A 17,079-nucleotide genomic window follows, 5' to 3' on the forward strand; every position below is an offset into this window, starting at 1 on the left:
GCCTACGGCTACACCTCGGTGCGGCCGAGCAGCATCCGCACCTCACCGGCCGTGATGACCGAGCCCGTCGCCACGACCCCTCCCCCCATGCCGTTCTCCTCGGCCAGGGTGACAGCCTGTTCGAGGGCGTCGGGCAGGTCGCGCACGACCGTGACGCGTGACTCGCCGAACAGCTCGACGGCCAGCTCGCCCAGGCGATCAGGAGCCATGGCCCGTGGCGAGCTGCTGCGTGTGACGACGATGTGGTCGAAGGCAGGCTCGAGCACCTCGAGGATGCCGGCGGCATCCTTGTCGGCGACGATCCCCACCAGCCCGACGGTCGTGGTGAAGGCGAACGACTCCTCCAGAGCCGCCACGAGAGAGTGGGCGCCGTGCGGGTTGTGGGCGGCGTCGACGAGCACGGTGGGGCTGCGGCGAACGATCTCCAGGCGTCCCGGCGAGCTCATGGCCTCACACGCCGTGCGCAGCACGTCGATCTCGAGCGCTTGGGCCCCGCCACCGAGGAAGGCCTCGGCCGCGGCCACGGCAGTCGCCAGGTTGTGGGCCTGGTGAGCCCCGAACAGAGGCAGGAACAGATCGGGGTACTCGGCGGCCAGGCCGCGCAGCGACACCAGCTGACCGCCGATACCGGGCTCGCGCGCGAGCACGCCGAAGTCCTGCTCCTCGAACACGATTCGGGCCCCGACCTCGTCGGCCCGCTCGCGCAGCACGCCGACGACGTCCTGCGCCTGCTCGGCCGAGACGGTGATGGAGTCGGCTTTGATGATGCCGCTCTTCTCGCGCGCGATGTCGACGACGTCGTCACCCAGCAGGTGCGTGTGGTCGAGGTCGACCGGCGTGATGACGGCGACCTGGCCGTCAGCCACGTTCGTCGCATCCCACGAGCCGCCGAGCCCGACCTCGATGACGGCGACATCGACCGGGGCGTCCGCGAAGGCGGCGAAGGCCACCGCGACGAGCACCTCGAAGAAGTTCATCCGGCGACCGCCGGTCGCGAGTGAGCGCGCGTCGACGATCTCGACCAGGGGCGCGATGTCGTCATAGGCGGCGATGAACTTCTCACGCGGGATCGGCTTGCCCATCAACGTGATCCGCTCGCGGATGTCGTGCAGGTGCGGCGACGTGAACCGACCGGTCGAGAGGCCGGCCTCACGCAGGATGCTGTCGATCATCCGGCTCGTCGAGGTCTTGCCGTTGGTACCCGTCAGGTGGATGACGGGGTAGGACTTCTGCGGATCACCGGCGAGCTCCATGACGGCTTCGATGCGCTCGAGAGACGGGCCCACATCGTTCTCGGGGGCGCGAGCGATGATCGCCTCCTCGATCTGACGCATGCGCTTCATCTGCTCGAGGTTCGCGGCCGCCGCGCGGGCCGCCTCGTCGGGACGCCCGTTCATGTGGCGTCCGCTCCGTTACCGAGATCCTTGGACATCCAGACGCTGTCGGGCATGCCGGAACCGCCTTTCTCAACCTGGGTCGTCACGAAGCCGTGCTTGACGTAGAACCGGGCCGCCTGCTCGTTGCCGGCGATGTGCGACAGCACGAGGGTGCGGTGGCCTGCCGCAACGGCCCGCTGCTCGACCTCTCGCAGCAGGGCCGAACCGATGCCCTTGCCGTGTTGGCCCGGCAGCACGTACAGCTTCCAGAGCACCACGTGATCGTCCTGCACCCCGTGGGTGGCGACTCCGATCACCTCGTCGCCGAGCACCGCCACGAGCGTGCGACCGGCGCGGATCGAGGCCGTCACGGCGTCTCGGGTCCACCACTTGGCCAGACCCATCGCGACGTACTCGGGCCCGGCGATCGGTTCGTAGGTGGCCAGCCAGGTGCGGTGCCCGACCGAGATCGCCCCCGAGAGGTCGTCGCCGCGCGCCGTGCGGATCTGCACGGATGCCGGGCTCTTCGCGCTGTCGGTCGTGCTCACGCCTTCACCACCAGGATCGTGGCAGCGTGGTTGTCGCCGACGACGACCGGTGTGCCGGCACCGGCGGGAAGCGGGCGCTCCGGCCCCCCCGACGCGAAGGCCGCCGCCAGAGTCTCCTCGACGATGAGGTCTCGGTGGGTCACCGTGGCCTCGAACACCTCAGGCTCGCCCGAGATGGTCAGGCGGATGCGGTCGCTGACGTGCAGGCCGGCATCGCGGCGGGCCTGCTGCACGGCCCGCACCAGGTCGCGCGCGACGCCCTCGGTGGCCAGCGCCGGCGTGACCACGGTGTCGAGTGCGACGAACCCACCACCGGGCAGCATGGCCGTCGCCCGCTCGGACGGTTCGGCGTTCGCGGCAGTACCCGCAACACCGTTGGCGACCACGGTCTCGAGCGAGTACTCCCCCGCGACCAGCTCGAGCCCTCCCGCAGTGACGACACCGTCGGCGACCGACCAGTCGCCCGACTTGCTGCCCTTGATGGCGAGCTGCACGTTGCGGCCCAACCGCGGGCCGGCAGCACGGGCGTTGACGGTCAGACGCTGGCTCACCCCGAAGTCGGCCTCACTGGCGGCGGCGAGGTCGACCAGCTCGAGCGCCTTGACGTTCACCTCGTCACAGACGAGGCCGCGGAACGGCTCAAGGGCCGAGGGGTCGTGGGTCACGACGGTCAGGCGCGCGAGGGGCAGCCGGGCGCGGAGCGACCGTGCCTTGCGCAGGCTCGAGGCCACCGAGCACACCTCTCGCGCATGGTCCATGGCGGAGACCAGCGCCGCGTCGGCCGGGAGGTCACCAGCCTGCGGGTAGTCGGTGAGGTGCACCGATCGGCCACCGGTGAGCCCGCGCCAGATCTCCTCGGTGACGAGCGGCAGCAGGGGCGCCACGGTGCGGGTCACCGTCTCGAGCGCGGTGTACAGGGTGTCGAAGGCTGCGTACGACTCGGCGGTCTCACCGCCCCAGAACCGGTCACGCGAGCGCCGGATGTACCAGTTGGTCAGCACGTCGAGAAAGCCTCGCATCGTGTCGCACGCCGCGGCGATCTCGTAGGCGTCGAGATGCTGCTGCATGTCGCTGACAAAGTCGTGCAGCTTGGCCAGCAGATAGCGGTCGAGCACGTCGGTCGACGCGGTCGACCACTTGGCCTCGTAGCCGTCACCACCGTTCGCCGTGTTGGCGTAGAGCGCGAAGAACGACCAGGCGTTCCAGAGTGGGATCATGACCTGGCGTACACCGTCACGGATGCCCTGCTCGGTGACCACGAGGTTGCCCCCGCGCAGGATCGGGCTGCTCATCAGGAACCACCGCATGGCGTCGGCGCCGTCGCGGTCGAAGACCTCGCGCACGTCGGGGTAGTTGCGCAGCGACTTGCTCATCTTCTGCCCGTCGGAGCCGAGCACGATGCCGTGGCTGACGCAGGTCTTGAACGCCGGCCGGTCGAACAGGGCCGTGGCGAGCACGTGCATCAGATAGAACCAGCCGCGGGTCTGCCCGATGTACTCGACGATGAAGTCGCCCGGGTAATGGTGCTCGAACCACTCCGTGTTCTCGAACGGATAGTGCACCTGGGCGTAGGGCATCGAGCCGGAGTCGAACCATACGTCGAAGACGTCCTCGATGCGGCGCATGGTCGACTGCCCCTGCTCGGGCGTGCGCGGGTCGTCAGGGTTGGGCCGGGTCAGCTCGTCGATGTACGGCCGGTGCAGGTCGGTCACCGGGCGCCCGAAGTCGGCCTCCAGCTCGGCGAAGGAGCCGTAGACGTCGACGCGCGGATACCGCGGGTCATCAGACTTCCACACCGGGATCGGGCTGCCCCAGAAGCGGTTTCGCGAGATCGACCAGTCACGGGCGTTGGCCAGCCACTTGCCGAACTGACCGTCACGGATGTGCGACGGGGTCCACTCGATCTGCTGGTTGAGCTCGAGCATGCGGTCCTTGAACTTCGTCACCTCGACGAACCAGCTCGAGACGGCCATGTAGATGAGCGGCTCGCGGCAGCGCCAGCAGTGCGGGTAGCTGTGGTCGTACGTCTCACGGCGCAGCAGCACCGTGCCGGGCGTGACCGAACCCGTGTCGCCCTCGCTTCGGGTCGCGGCCTTGAGGTGGTCGATGATGTGCAGGTTCGCGTCGAAGACCTGCATGCCCTCGTAGTCGCTGACCGGGAAGGTGAACCGGCCGTCAGGGCCGACGGGCATCACGGGAACGATGCCTGCGGCATCCGTGACGATCTTGTCCTCCTCACCGAAAGCGCCGGCGGTGTGCACGAGCCCGGTGCCGTCCTCGGTGGTGACGAAGTCGGCGGCGAACACGCGGTGCGCGCGTTCGTGGCCAAGGTAGTAGCTCATCGGCGGCGTGAAGGAGCGACCCAACAGGTCGGCGCCCGTGAGCCGCTCGACCACCCGGTCGTCGAGGGTGGCCAGGTCGACGTCGGGGCCGAAGAGGTCCTTGGCGTAGGCGGCGAGGCGCGCGGCACCGATGACGTAGCGCTCCGTGGTGCCGGTCGGAAAGTCAGCCTCCACGACGACGTAGTCGATGTCGGGGCCGACCATGATGCCGAGGTTGGCCGGCAGGGTCCACGGGGTCGTGGTCCAGACCAGGGCCAGCTCGCCCGTCTCGAGGCGCAGCCCGATGGTGACCGCTGGGTCCTGCCGCATCTTGTAGACGTCGTCGTCCATGCGCAGCTCGTGGTTGCTCAGCGGCGTCTGGTCGTTCCAGCAGTAGGGCAGCACCCGGAAGCCCTCGTAGACCAGACCCTTGTCGTGCAGGGTCTTGAAGGCCCAGATGACCGACTCCATGTAGCCGGGGTCGAGAGTCTTGTAGTCGTGGTCGAAGTCGACCCAGCGCGCCTGCCGCGTGACGTACTCCTGCCACTCCCCGGTGTACTTCAGCACCGAGCTGCGGCACGCCTCGTTGAACCGGTCGATCCCGAGATCGAGGATGTCCTGCTTGGTCTTCAGGCCGAGCTGGCGCTGCGCCTCGAGCTCGGCCGGCAGCCCGTGGGTGTCCCACCCGAACCGGCGCTCGACGCGCTTGCCGCGCATCGTCTGGTAGCGCGGCACGATGTCCTTGACGTAGCCGGTGAGCAGGTGGCCGTAGTGCGGCAGCCCGTTCGCGAAGGGCGGGCCGTCGTAGAAGACGAACTCGTTGTCGCCGTCGGTGCCCGCATCGCGGTTCTCGACCGACGCGACGAACGTGCCGTCGGCGTCCCAGTACCTCAGCACCCGTTCCTCGATCTCGGGGAACCGCGGGTTCGAGGGGACAGTGGTGGCACGGCCGGTCACTGCGTCGGCAGACGGCTCGTCGGTGGTGGTGACCTTGGGGTAGGTCATGCTCGGCTCTCCTGGCGTTCGTGTGGTCATGCTCCAACACGAGGACGACGTCTCCGCCGCGGTGCCACCCCGCTTGCCGGATGCCGTGTGCTCACTCCCGTGAGCGGCATCCGACCGCTCTTGCCGAAGGCTGTGACGAAGCCCATCCGTCCGGTTCTAGTGAGGCTCGCTGACGCGGTCCTGTTCTTCCGGAGGCTCGCCGCTGATGACGGCTCGAACGCCTGTGCCCAGAAGTCTAGCCTGAGAGGGTGAGCACCCCCACCTCGAAACTGCCCGACCGACTTCTCGGCAAGGTGGTGGCCGACCCCGACGTGGCCGCGTCCCATGCCGTCGACGCCTCGTCAACGGCGTCGGAGCCGTCGCTGCCGGGCGACTTCACCGTGGTGCGGGCGCGCGACCTCGGTGATGTGGTCGCCGTGCTCGAGCACGCCCAGGCCACGCGCACCCCGGTCGTGCCGCAGGGGGCACGTACGTCTCGGGTCGGCGGCGCCATGGCGACCGAGGGAGCCATCGTGCTCAACGTGGAGGCCTTGGCGGGCGAGCCGCAGATCGACGCCGTCGAGGGGTACGCCGTGGTGGGGCCCGGCGTCGTCAACGCCGACCTCAAGCGGGCGGCCGAGGCGAACGGGCTCTTCTACGGCCCCGACCCGGCCTCGTGGGAGACCTGCACCATCGGGGGCAACGTGGCGACCAACGCGGGCGGTCTGTGCTGCGTGAAGTACGGCGTCACGGCTGACTGGGTCAAGGCGCTGCAGGTGGTGCTCCCCGGCGGAGAGGTGATGACCACCGGCCATCGCACCGCCAAGGGGGTCACCGGCTACGACCTGACGGGGCTGTTCGTCGGCTCGGAGGGAACTCTCGGCGTCGTCACCGAGGTCGTCGTACGCCTGCAGCCGGCACCCGACCCGGCCCTGACGGCGCTGGCGGTGTTCACCTCGCTCGACGATGCGGTGGCCGGCATTCTGGCCCTGCGACGCGACCGGCACCGGCCGTGCCTGCTCGAGATCATGGACCGCTCCAGCATCCGCGCCGTGCAGGCCTTCGGCGACTACGGCTTCCCTGACGACGCCGAAGCCGTGCTGCTCGTGCAGGCCGACCGCCCCGACCACGTCGCCGACGACGTGACCCGCTACGCCGAGCTGCTCACTGCCGCAGGCGCTTCCGAGGTGGCGGTGGCGGACGACCCCGGCGAGTCGGAGGTGCTGCTCGAAGGGCGCCGGGTCATGAGCACGGCGTTCGAGGCCCTGGGCGCCCGCATCGCAGAGGACATCTGCGTGCCCGTCGGGCGGCTCGCTGAGTTCATGCGCGGCGCCCTCGAGGTCGCCGACCGGCGCCGGGTCACCATCCCGGTGAGCGGTCATGCCGGCGACGGTAACCTCCACCCTTCGATCGTCTACGACCGTGACGACCCCGACAGCCAGGCTCGGGCGTGGCAGGCCTTCGACGACCTCGTGCGGCTCGGGCTCGACCTCGACGGCACCATCAGCGGCGAGCACGGGATCGGCTCCCTCAAGGCGCCCTGGCTGGGCCTCGAGCTGGGCACGGCCGAGCTCGACCGGCAGCGACGACTCAAGGGCGTCTTCGACCCGCTGGGGATCATGAACCCGGGCGTCGTGTTTCCCGGGTCTTCGGCCTGAGCTCAGGGGGTGGGTTCCGCCTCCAGCACCACGGCATACGAGCCGACCCCGAGCAGCCGGTCGGCCGGAACCGGCTCACCGTCGACGAGCACCGACTGGATGGCCCCGGTGTCGCCGTCGAAGGCGACGTCGGTGACGGTGCCGATGTGGTCGCCGAACGAGGAGATGGCCTGCTTCTTCAGCATCGTGTTCGACTTGCCCGAGAGGGCCGCGATCGGCTCGTCGGCCGGGCCGATCGCCGCCTCGTCGGCCACGGTGACGGCATCCGGCCCGAAGCCGGAGATGCGCGTCCAGGGCAGGGTGTCGCCCTGCTTGCTCTTGCGAACCATCAGGGCAACGACGTGCCGGGTGGCCGGGTCGACGACAAAGCCCTTGACCCGGGCCACCGTCTCGGCCGTGCCGGTGCTCACGACCTTGTGCTTACGGGACTTGGAGAAGAGCATCAGCTTCCCCCTCCTTCGAGCTGCTTGCGAAACTCCGCCACCGCGGCGCCGAAGCCCGCGAGGTCCTTGCGCACGAAGTTGCGGGCCGAAGCCGGCACGATGAGGTGCTCTCCGGATGCGGCCACCGTGTCGGGCAGCGGGATGAGCACCTTCGTGCCGGCGTTCTCCAGAGCCTCCGACGACTCGATCTCGTAGCCGACGACGTCGCACTGGTCATGACCACCGGCCACCTCGACGATGGCGTCGACCACCCGGCCCAGGTCGGTGCCGGTGTCGGTCAGCACCTGCGACCCGAGGATGTTGCCACCCTTGCCGATCGACCGGGCCGAACCGGCCTCCAGCGCGGCGGGGTCGGTCAGGGCGTGCTCGTCGCGAATCATCACGGCGTCACTGCCGAGCGCGGCCACCTTCGACCACGGCAGCACCGTCGAGAGAGGACCCGAGAAGAGCCCACGACCGGCGAGGGTGAAACCGCGAACGGAGCCGCCGTCGGCGGCGTACACGATGTCCTTGATCTGGGCGATGTCGTCACCGGCCAGGGTCACGACAGGCCGCTGGGTGATCTCGCTGGTGCGCATGAGGCGGCTCATGCGCCACCCCCTCCAGACCCGCCGGTCGAACCACCCGAACCACCCGAACCGTGGGGGCCGCTCGGCCCCTTGCCGCTGCGGTCGATGATGACACCACCCCGTCGGCGACGGCTCTGCACGAGCAGCACCGCCAACGCGAGCACTGCCGCCACCACGACGACCACGATCAGCCAGCCCCACCACTCCATGGCACACCGTTCTCTCAGCAGAGGTTTCGGGCGCGACGTGACCCGCCATGCTCCGCCTCTCACCCTAGGCCAGCACACCGCGGTGCGGCGATCGGCACCACCGGCAACGTTTGACAGGATGAGGTCATGACCGACGTGGAGACGACCGGAGCCTGGCTCAGCCGTGAAGAGCTCGACAATGCGCGAGATCGGCTGCCGATCCTCTACGTCAGCGCGATCCCGGTGCGCGTCGACGACCGAGGAAGCGTGACCCACATCGGGCTGCTGATGCGGGCCGACACCGACGGCGGCATCGGCCAGGAGGTCGTGGGCGGGCGAGTGCTCTACCACGAGAAGATCCGCGACGCGCTCATGCGGCATCTCGAGAACGACCTCGGGCCGATGGCCCTGCCACGAATTCCCCTGTCTCCACAGCCGTTCACGGTGGCCGAGTTCTTCCCCACCCCGGGGGTCACCCCGTTCCACGACCCTCGGCAGCACGCAGTGTCGCTGGCGTTCGTCGTCGCGGTGACCGGCGACTGCCGGCCCCAACAGGATGCCCTCGACCTCTCGTGGGTGACGCCAGAAGAGGCCGCCTCGATCGCGATCCGCGGTGAGATGTCGGGGTCGCACGGCGTGCTGGTACGCCAGGCCCTGGCCCATGTGGGCTACCCGATCTGATCCCCCCGCCAACCCACCAGTCGAGTGGCCACTTTCGTACCGTACGAAAGTGGCCACTCGACCTGGGGTGCGGTAGGTCGACGTACGAAAGTGGCCACTCGACCTGACTTGGTCGAGTGGCCACTTTCGTACGGACTCAGTGCTGTTCGGCGAGGGCCTGCCGGCCGGAGCCCATCACGGTGAGGGGCAGCAGGGTCTTGCCGGTGGGGCCGACCTCGATCTCGGTGCCCATCTGGGGGCAGACTCCGCAGTCGAAGCACGGGGTCCAGCGGCAGTCGTCGACCTCGGTCTCGTCGAGCGCGTCCTGCCAGTCCTCCCAGAGCCAGTCCTTGTCGAGACCGGAGTCGAGGTGGTCCCAGGGCAGCACCTCGTGCTGGTCTCGCTCCCGCGTGGTGTACCAGGCCAGGTCGACCGGCAGCTCGGCGAACGCGGACTCGGCGGCCGCCATCCACCGCTCGTACGAGAAGTGCTCGCTCCAGCCGTCGAACCGCTGCCCCGCTCGCCACACCGTCTCGATGACGCGCCCGACCCGTCGGTCGCCGCGCGACAGCAGGCCCTCGACGATGCCGGGCTTGCCGTCGTGGTAGCGGAACCCGATCGAGCTGGCGTACCGCTTGTCGGCCCGGATCGCGTCGCGCAGCTTGGCCAGCCGGGCATCGGTCTCCTCCGGGCCGAGCTGGGCCGTCCACTGGAAGGGGGTGTGCGGCTTCGGCACGAACCCGCCGATCGACACGGTGCAGCGGATGTCGCGTCGCCCTGAGGTCTGTCGACCGGTCTCGATCACCCGCTTGGCCAGCTCAGCGATCTGCAGCACGTCTTCGTCGGTCTCGGTCGGCAGCCCGCACATGAAGTAGAGCTTCACCTGCCGCCAGCCGGCGCCGTAGGCGGCCGCGACGGTCTTGATGAGGTCTTCCTCGGTGACCATCTTGTTGATCACCTTGCGGATGCGCTCCGACCCGCCCTCGGGCGCGAAGGTGAGGCCCGAGCGCCGCCCGTTGCGGGTGAGCTCGTTGGCCAGGTCGATGTTGAAGGCGTCGACCCGGGTCGACGGCAGCGAGAGGCCGGTCTGGGTGCCCTCGTAACGGTCAGCCAGCCCCTTGGTCATCGCAGCGATCTCGGAGTGGTCGGCCGAGCTCAGCGAGAGCAGGCCCACCTCCTCGAACCCCGTCGCCGCCAGGCCGCGTTCGACCATCTCACCCACGCCGGTGATCGACCGCTCGCGCACGGGTCGGGTGATCATGCCGGCCTGGCAGAAGCGGCATCCTCGGGTGCAGCCGCGGAAGATCTCGACCGACATGCGCTCGTGCACCGACTCGGCCAGCGGCACGAGGGGCTGCTTCGGGTAGGGCCACGCGTCGAGGTCCATGACGGTGTGTTTCGAAACCCGCCACGGCACGCCGGTCGCGTCGGGCGCCGGGGCGACCCGCTGGATGCGGCCGTCGGCCAGGTAGCTGACGTCGTAGAACGCCGGCACGTAGACCCCGCCGGTGCGGGCCAGACGCAGCAGCACCTCTCGGCGGCCGCCGGGCCGTCCGGCAGCCTTCCACTCCCCCACGATGTCGGTGACGGTCAGCACCGCCTGCTCACCGTCGCCGACGATGGCGCAGTCGATGAAGTCGGCGACCGGCTCGGGGTTGAAGGCCGCGTGGCCACCGGCGATGACGATCGGGTCGTCTATGCCGCGGTCGGCGGAGTGCAGCGGGATGCCGGCCAGGTCAAGGGCGGTGAGCATGTTGGTGTAGCCGAGCTCGGTCGAGAAGCTGAGGCCGAACAGGTCGAAGTCGCGCACCGACCGGTGGGCGTCGACGGTGAACTGCGGCAGGGCCGCCTCGCGCAGCAGCGCCTCGAGGTCTGGCCACACGGAGTAGGTGCGCTCGGCGATGACGTCGGCCCGCTCGTTGAGCACCTCGTAGAGGATCATGACGCCCTGGTTGGGCACCCCGACCTCGTAGGCGTCGGGGTACATCAGGGCCCAGCGGATGGTCAGGTCGGCACCGTCGGGGCCGAAGCCCCCGACGTTCCACTCCTTGACGGTCGAGTTCAGCTCACCGCCGACGTACTGGATGGGTTTGTTCACCCGCTCGAGCAGCGGCTCGAGGTCACCCCATACCGAGTCTCCGATCATCGGGCCATGGTACGTGCCGTCGACGGTTGCATCTGTCCAAGCATTTGCTATTTTGCTAGCATGCGTGCATGGTAACCGATCCCCGCCCCGGTAAGGCCCAGTTCAACGTCTACCTGCCACACACCCTCGTCACCCGCGTCAAACACCTCGCCATCGACGAGGGCACCAGCCTGTCGGCCCTCGTCGAGGCAGCGCTGACCGAATACGCAGACCGCAAGGAGAAGCCATGAACGACCACCGGATGCCGTCGGGCACGACGGTGCTGACGGGTGAGACGCGCGACGTGGCCGAGGTCGCCGGCATCCTCGAGCACCGTGGCCTGGCGACCACCCCTCGAGCCGCTGCAACAACGGCTGTCGGGCACGTCGAGACCCACCACCGGTCGAGGTGATGCGCGACCGTCGGCGGTCGCGCATCACCTCGAACCAGCGCTGGTCGCGCGTCAGGCGTCGGTGTAGAGCTTGTCGATCTCGTCGCGGTACTTGTCGGTGACGATCCGGCGCCGCAGCTTCATGCTCGGCGTCAGCTCACCACCCTCGACGCTCAGGTCGTGGTCAAGGATGGCGAAGCTCTTGATCGTCTCCCACCGGTTCAGGCCGGCGTTGAGGTCATCGACGTACTTCTGCACGAGCGCCCGGGCCTGGGGTGAGGTGGCGATCTCGGCGTAGGACTTACCGGCCAGGCCCTGTGTTGCCGCCCACCCGGTGATCGCGTCGGGGTCGAGGGTGACGAGCGCCGTGGCGTAGTTGTGGCCGGCGCCGTGCACGAGGAACTGGCTGACGAAGGGGCACTTCCCCTTGAAGGTGGCCTCGATCGCGGCGGGAGCGATGTACTTGCCGCCGGAGGTCTTGAAGAGGTCCTTCTTGCGGTCGGTGACGTAGACGAACCCGCGCTCGTCGATGTGCCCGATGTCGCCGCTGCTGAACCAGCCGTCGTCAGTGAGCACCTCGGCGGTCGCCTCGGGGTTGTTGTGGTAGCCACGCATGACCCCCGGCCCCTTGATCAGGATCTCGCCGTCGTCGGCGATGCGCACCGAGGTGCCGGGCATCGGCCAGCCGACCGAGCCGAAGGCGTACTCCCCCGGCGTCGGGGTGTTGACGGTCGTGCCCGACGAGGTCTCGGTGAGGCCGTAGCCCTCCCCGACGAGCAGACCGACCGCCGCGAACCACTTGGCGACATCGGCGTTCAGCGGGGCCGAGCCACTGATCATGAACCGCACCCGGCCGCCGAAGCGCTCCTGCACCTTGCGCAGCACCAGCTTCGTGGCGACCTTGTGGCGAAGCGAGAGGGCGGTCGAAGGAGACTCTCCGCGTTCGTGCACGTCGCGCATCTCGCCGCCGACGCCGAGCGCCCAGTCGATCAGAGACTTCTTGACGCCGGTCTCCTGCGCGAACATGAGTGACACCCGGCCGTACGCCTTCTCGAAGATGCGCGGGGGGCCGGCCATGAAGGTCGGCTTGATGATCGCCATGTTCTCGACGATCTTCTCGACCCGCCCGTCGACAGCGGTCGGGAAACCGATCTGCAGGCCGGTGGCCAGCAGCATCTTGCCGAAGACGTGCGAGAGCGGCAGCCAGAGGAACTGCAGGTCGTCGATGGTGAGCGAGCCGACGGCGTCGATCACCGCCCCCTCGTAGACGACGCTGTCGTGCACCAGACGCACCCCCTTGGGCCGGCCCGTGGTGCCCGAGGTGTAGATGAGCACCGCGAGGTTCTCGGGGCCGAGGGCGTCGATGCGGTCGTCGACGGCCGTGGGCTGCTCGACGAGCAGGGCCCGCCCTCGCTCGGCGAGGTCGTCGGTGCTGATCACCCAGCCGTCGTCGCTGCCGCTGCCGGTGAGGGCGATGACGTGCCGAACGTCGCCGATCTCGGCACGACGTTCGGTGAGCTTGGCGACCTGGGCGTCGTCCTCGGCGAAGACGATGCACGATCCCGAGTCGTTGAGGATGAAGGCGACGTCCCCTCCGATCGTCGTCGGGTAGACGGTCGTGGTGGCGGCCCCGCAACAGATGATCGCGAGGTCGGCCAGCACCCACTCGACGCGCGTCGTCGAGGCCACCGCGACCCGGTCCTCGACCTCGACCCCGAGGCTGATCAGGCCCGCGGCCCACTCCCGCACGATCGTGTCGGTCTCGCGCCACGTCATGGTGAGCAGCCGGCTGCCACCGTTCTCGAAGTACAGGTAGGCCGCTGCATCCGGCGTGGCCCGAACCCGGTTCCGGAACAGGGCACCGACGCTCGGCGCTCGGCCGTCAAGGATGGCCTGGTCGACGACCTGGTCAGTGCGGGCGTGCAGAGGCATTCGGACTCCTTCGTCGCTGCGGTCAGCCGTCGCGTCGTGTCGCTGGCGCTGCCGTTGGGCAGATCGTGTCAAGAAACGCCGGTTCCGTCACCTCTTCGGTCGTGAAGGAGACCGCACCGTGACCCCCCGGTAACTTACGGCCCCCCGCTGCCGAGCAGGCGACGCGTCGAGGAGACCTTTCCGACGAGCCCGACCGCGATCCAGGCGGCGACCATCGACGACCCGCCGTACGACACGAACGGCAGCGGCAGCCCCGTGACCGGGGTGATGCCGAGGTTCATCCCGATGTTCTCGAACGCCTGCACCCCGAACCACACCGCGATGCCGGTCACCACGAGGCGGCCGAAGGCGTCGACGCGGCCGGCGACCAACACCGCGCGCACGACGATGAAGCCGATCAGCACGATCATCCCCACCGCTCCGACGAAGCCCAGCTCCTCCCCCACGACGGAGAAGATGAAGTCGGTCTCCTGGAACGGGATGAAGCCACCCTGGGTCTGGCGCCCCTCGAAGAGGCCCTGCCCGCCGAGCCCGCCGGACCCGATCGCGATGCGCACCTGCCGGGTCTGGTAGCCGATGCCCTGGGGGTCGAGGGAGGGGTCGAGGAAGGCGCGCAGGCGGTTGCGCTGGTACCCGCTCAGAATCGGCGTCAGGAACGCGGCCAGCACCAAGCCGATGCCGGTCAGCGACACCCCGACGGTCCAGACCGGCGGCGCACCCGCTGTGGCGATGATGACCAGCGCCATCGCCACCAGCACGATGGCCGAGCCCAGGTCCGGCTGGGCCAGTACGAGCACGATGGGGATGCCGGCCACCACCCAGGCGAGCGCCACGTCGCGATGGCGTTGGCGCCCGCCGGCCCGACCGCGACCAGACGCGCCGGATGGTTCAGATGGACCGAACCGGTCGGACCGCTCGGCAAGCAGCATGGCGAGACCGATCGCGAGCGCCACCTTCATCAGCTCGGAGGGCTGCAGCGTGAAACCGCCGGGAAGCCGGATCCAGGAGCGTGACCCGTTCACGGTCGTGCCCAGAGGTGAGACGACGGCCGCCAGCCCGAGCACCGCCAGCAGGTAGACGACCGGGGCCAGCGCCCGAACGACCCGCATGTCCAACCGGGTCACGAGGACCGCAGCAACTATGCCGATCACGACGCTGAGGGCCTGCCTGAGGGCCAACGACGACCCGTGCGTCACGTGGGTGGCCGACCACACGAGCAGAACCCCGATCGCCGAGAGGCCCGCAGCACCGATGAACAGGCCGAGGTCGACCCGCAGCAACGACTGCCCGAGCCGCCCGCGCTGACCGACCCGTCGACCCCCGCCACCCAGGGTGTGGTCGTTGCGGGTCAGGAGGGCACGATCGAGGCGAGGATCTCGCGACACCGCGAGACGTCCAGCTTCATCTGCTCGACGAGCGCGTCGACGGAGTCGAACTTCAGGGTCGGCCGCAGGTTGGCGACGAACAGCATGGAGACGCGTTCGCCGTAGAGGTCGAGATCGGTGCGATCGAGCACATAGGCCTCGACTCGCCTCTGCTGACCGTCGAAGGTGGGGTTGGTGCCCACGGAGATGGCGGCCGGAAGGGTGCGATCGGGATCGTTGGAGGCCAACCCCAGCCGGATCAGCCAGCCCGCGTACACCCCGTCGCTGGGCACCAGCCCCTCGTGGTCGGGACTGAGGTTGGCCGTGGGGTAGCCCAGCTCACGGCCCCGGTGGTCGCCGTGCACCACGGTGCCGGCCACCGCGTGCGGCCGACCGAGGATCTCGGTGGCGTGCTCGACGTTGCCACCGAGCAGCTCGGCACGCAGCTGGGTCGAGCTCCAGCGGGTGGCCTCGGTGGTGGTCACCTCGGCTGGGCCCCCACCGACGTCGTCGAGCGTGATCACCTCGAAGCCGTGCACCGCACCGAGGTCGCGCAGCGTCTGCACGTCGCCGGAGTTGCGCACCCCGAAGCGGGTGTCCTTGCCGACGACCACCACGGCAGCGCCCAAGGCGTCGACGAACGTCGAACGCACGAACTCCTCCGGGGTCTGCTGGGCGAACTTACGGGTGAACTCGATGACCAGCACGGCGGCCAGCCCGACCGACTCGAGAGCGTCGAGCCGTTGCTCGACCGACATCACGGCTGCCGGTGCCCGGTCGGGGTAGAGCACAGCCACCGGGTGGGGTTCGAAGGTCACGGCGACCGGCATGGCCCCGCGCAGGCCGGCCTCGCGCACGACCCGGGTCAGCACCTCACGGTGCCCGCGGTGGACACCGTCGAAGTTGCCGAGCGTGACGACCGTTGGGCTCAGGCCCGTCGGGACGTCGCCCATTCCATACCACCGCTGCACGGCGACCACTGTAGTGGCCGCGTCGGAGCCGTCGTACACGCGATCAGCCGGATGCCGGGTGGGGCGCCTGCGACGCGCCTGTCGACGCCGCCGTCGCGGGCTCGAAGACCACCCGGGCCCGGGCCATCGTCGCGGTCTCGTCGAGCACCGCGACGAGCCGGCCAGCGGGGTCGATGGCGGCCACCGCATCGCCGCACCCCGGCCTGCTCGCGATGCGCTGGCCGTGCCCGAGCCTGACGGCCTCCGCGCCGCTGATCTCGTGCACCTCCAGCTGAGCCCGGGCGGCGTCGACCAGAGAGATGAGGGTCAGGCTGCCCACGCCCGCCTGCTCGACCCGCCCGCTCAGGTCGTCGAGGGGGCTCGCCGTGGCCAGGTCGAAGCGGCCGACGCGAGTGCGGCGCAGGGCAGTCAGATGACCGCCGACGCCGAGGCGCTCGCCGAGATCACGGGCCAGGGCCCGAACGTAGGTGCCGGACGAGACCGCCACCACGATGTCGAGGTCGAGGACGTCGACGGCTGCCCCATCGGGCATCTCGGCTACCGCCGGTCGTCGGGCCAGCACGTCGAACCGGCTGACGGTGACGGGTCGGGCCGGGAGGTCGACCACGCCGCCCTTGCGCACCGTGGCGTAGCTGCGCTCACCGTTCACTTTGATGGCGCTGACCGAGCTCGGCACCTGCTGGATGTCACCCGTCAAGGCGCTTACGGCATCCGTCAGCGCGGCCGAGGTCACCGCCGCGTCAGGGGCACCGCACGCGCTGGTGACCTCCCCCTCGGCGTCGTCGGTCACGGTGGCCTGGCCGAGCCGGATGGTGGCGGTGTACTCCTTGTCGAGCCCCACCAGGAACGTGAGCAGCTTGGTGGCGCGGCCCACCCCGAGCACGAGCACTCCGGTCGCCATCGGGTCGAGGGTTCCGGCGTGACCCACGCGCCGGGTTCCGCACAGTCGCCGGGCCCGGGCGACGACATCGTGGCTGGTCCAGCCGGCGGGCTTGTCGACCACGAGCAGCCCTGAGGCGTCGCTCACCTGACCCCAGCGTCGGAGCCGGCGTCCTGGGCGTCCTCGGTGTCGTCGGTGTCGTCGGTGTCGTCGGTGTCGTCACGGTCGACGGGCTTCTTGTACGGGTCCGCGTCACCGGCGTGGCGCGCTCCGGCGGCCGCTCGCGCGAGCTCTTCGTCGCGAGCGCGGGTCTGGGTCACGAGGTCCTCGAGGTGGGCAGCACCCTCGGGCAGGGCGTCGGCGATGAACTCGATCGACGGCGTCAGGCGGATCCCGACTCCCTTGCCGACGGCCGACCTGATCCGACCGCGGTTGGCGTAGAGCACGGCGGCCGAGGCGGCGCGCTCCTCGTCAGACCCGAACACGGTGTAGAAGATCGAGGCGTGCTGGAGGTCGCCGGTGACGCGGGTGTCGGTGATCGTGACGAAGCCGAGCTGCTCGTCCTTGATCTGGTACTCGAGGTACTCCGCGACGATGACCTTGATGCGGTCTGCGACCTTGCGGGCGCGGGCTGGGTCTGCCATGGCTGGCTCCTTCTCTCCTCGTGAC

At 69.5% G+C, this 17,079-nt stretch carries 16 protein-coding genes; 4 read left to right on the forward strand and 12 right to left on the reverse strand.

Annotation, left to right across the window (positions count from 1 at the left end):
* Positions 1 to 8: 8 nt before the first annotated feature.
* From BA895_RS09970 to ileS, 3 genes are read right to left on the reverse strand one after another with little or no spacing between them, the layout of a single operon-like run.
* Positions 9 to 1,397, reverse strand: coding sequence for a folylpolyglutamate synthase/dihydrofolate synthase family protein (locus BA895_RS09970; RefSeq protein ID WP_070191727.1), 1,389 nt, complete (start codon positions 1,395 to 1,397; stop codon positions 9 to 11).
* On the reverse strand, positions 1,394 to 1,924 hold the full coding sequence (locus BA895_RS09975; RefSeq protein WP_070191728.1) for a GNAT family N-acetyltransferase: 531 nt from the start codon (positions 1,922 to 1,924) through the stop codon (positions 1,394 to 1,396). Before BA895_RS09975 ends, BA895_RS09970 begins: the two co-directional genes overlap by 4 nt.
* Positions 1,921 to 5,250: an isoleucine--tRNA ligase gene (ileS, locus tag BA895_RS09980; protein ID WP_070191729.1), complete on the reverse strand. Its 3,330-nt coding sequence runs from the start codon at positions 5,248 to 5,250 to the stop codon at positions 1,921 to 1,923. The genes BA895_RS09975 and ileS overlap by 4 nt, the downstream gene beginning before the upstream one ends.
* 248 nt (positions 5,251 to 5,498) lie before the next feature.
* On the opposite strand from ileS, the gene BA895_RS09985 reads away from it, so the two are divergent.
* Positions 5,499 to 6,887 (forward strand): FAD-binding oxidoreductase, encoded by a 1,389-nt coding sequence (locus BA895_RS09985; protein ID WP_070191730.1) that lies wholly within the window; start codon positions 5,499 to 5,501, stop codon positions 6,885 to 6,887.
* Positions 6,888 to 6,889: 2 nt separating this feature from the next.
* Here the strand turns inward: BA895_RS09985 and BA895_RS09990 are convergent, their stop codons facing one another.
* The 3 genes from BA895_RS09990 to BA895_RS10000 are packed head-to-tail and all read right to left on the reverse strand — an operon-like array spanning position 6,890 to position 8,108.
* Positions 6,890 to 7,330, reverse strand: coding sequence for a PRC-barrel domain-containing protein (locus BA895_RS09990; protein ID WP_070191731.1), 441 nt, complete (start codon positions 7,328 to 7,330; stop codon positions 6,890 to 6,892).
* Positions 7,330 to 7,920, reverse strand: coding sequence for a PRC-barrel domain-containing protein (locus BA895_RS09995; RefSeq protein ID WP_070191732.1), 591 nt, complete (start codon positions 7,918 to 7,920; stop codon positions 7,330 to 7,332). The genes BA895_RS09990 and BA895_RS09995 overlap by 1 nt, the downstream gene beginning before the upstream one ends.
* Positions 7,917 to 8,108: a hypothetical protein gene (locus BA895_RS10000; RefSeq protein WP_070191733.1), complete on the reverse strand. Its 192-nt coding sequence runs from the start codon at positions 8,106 to 8,108 to the stop codon at positions 7,917 to 7,919. The genes BA895_RS09995 and BA895_RS10000 overlap by 4 nt, the downstream gene beginning before the upstream one ends.
* 126 nt (positions 8,109 to 8,234) lie before the next feature.
* Here BA895_RS10000 and BA895_RS10005 point away from each other — a divergent pair, with 126 nt between their 5' ends.
* Positions 8,235 to 8,768 (forward strand): NUDIX hydrolase family protein, encoded by a 534-nt coding sequence (locus tag BA895_RS10005; protein WP_070191734.1) that lies wholly within the window; start codon positions 8,235 to 8,237, stop codon positions 8,766 to 8,768.
* 136 nt (positions 8,769 to 8,904) lie between these two features.
* On the opposite strand, the gene BA895_RS10010 is transcribed toward BA895_RS10005, so the two are convergent.
* A complete protein-coding gene (locus tag BA895_RS10010; RefSeq protein WP_070191735.1) occupies positions 8,905 to 10,893 on the reverse strand; it encodes a TIGR03960 family B12-binding radical SAM protein in 1,989 nt (662 codons plus the stop codon).
* Positions 10,894 to 10,961: 68 nt separating this feature from the next.
* Between BA895_RS10010 and BA895_RS10015 the strand changes: the two genes are divergently transcribed.
* Together BA895_RS10015 and BA895_RS23915 are read left to right on the forward strand one after the other, a co-directional pair.
* Positions 10,962 to 11,123 carry a ribbon-helix-helix domain-containing protein gene (locus BA895_RS10015; RefSeq protein ID WP_070191736.1) on the forward strand — a complete coding sequence of 54 codons (162 nt, stop codon included), beginning with the start codon at positions 10,962 to 10,964 and terminating at the stop codon, positions 11,121 to 11,123.
* A complete protein-coding gene (locus tag BA895_RS23915; protein WP_175442294.1) occupies positions 11,120 to 11,284 on the forward strand; it encodes a hypothetical protein in 165 nt (54 codons plus the stop codon). The genes BA895_RS10015 and BA895_RS23915 overlap by 4 nt, the downstream gene beginning before the upstream one ends.
* Positions 11,285 to 11,335: 51 nt before the next feature.
* Here the strand turns inward: BA895_RS23915 and BA895_RS10020 are convergent, their stop codons facing one another.
* The 5 genes from BA895_RS10020 to rbfA all read right to left on the reverse strand — a co-directional run bounded on the left by BA895_RS10020 (position 11,336) and on the right by rbfA (position 17,054).
* Positions 11,336 to 13,195: a long-chain fatty acid--CoA ligase gene (locus BA895_RS10020; protein WP_070191737.1), complete on the reverse strand. Its 1,860-nt coding sequence runs from the start codon at positions 13,193 to 13,195 to the stop codon at positions 11,336 to 11,338.
* 134 nt (positions 13,196 to 13,329) lie between these two features.
* Positions 13,330 to 14,580 (reverse strand): FtsW/RodA/SpoVE family cell cycle protein, encoded by a 1,251-nt coding sequence (locus tag BA895_RS10025; RefSeq protein ID WP_083283183.1) that lies wholly within the window; start codon positions 14,578 to 14,580, stop codon positions 13,330 to 13,332.
* Positions 14,544 to 15,530, reverse strand: coding sequence for a bifunctional riboflavin kinase/FAD synthetase (locus BA895_RS10030; RefSeq protein ID WP_070191994.1), 987 nt, complete (start codon positions 15,528 to 15,530; stop codon positions 14,544 to 14,546). Before BA895_RS10030 ends, BA895_RS10025 begins: the two co-directional genes overlap by 37 nt.
* Before the next feature lie 43 nt (positions 15,531 to 15,573).
* The gene (truB, locus tag BA895_RS10035; RefSeq protein WP_070191738.1) at positions 15,574 to 16,557 is read right to left on the reverse strand and encodes a tRNA pseudouridine(55) synthase TruB; all 984 of its coding nucleotides are present in this window, start codon (positions 16,555 to 16,557) and stop codon (positions 15,574 to 15,576) included.
* Complete coding sequence (rbfA, locus tag BA895_RS10040; protein ID WP_070191739.1) at positions 16,554 to 17,054, reverse strand: 30S ribosome-binding factor RbfA; 501 nt, start codon at positions 17,052 to 17,054, stop codon at positions 16,554 to 16,556. Before rbfA ends, truB begins: the two co-directional genes overlap by 4 nt.
* Between the last annotated feature and the right edge of the window lie 25 nt (positions 17,055 to 17,079).

The organism is Humibacillus sp. DSM 29435 (genome assembly GCF_001758225.1).
GTDB lineage: Bacteria > Actinomycetota > Actinomycetes > Actinomycetales > Dermatophilaceae > DSM-29435.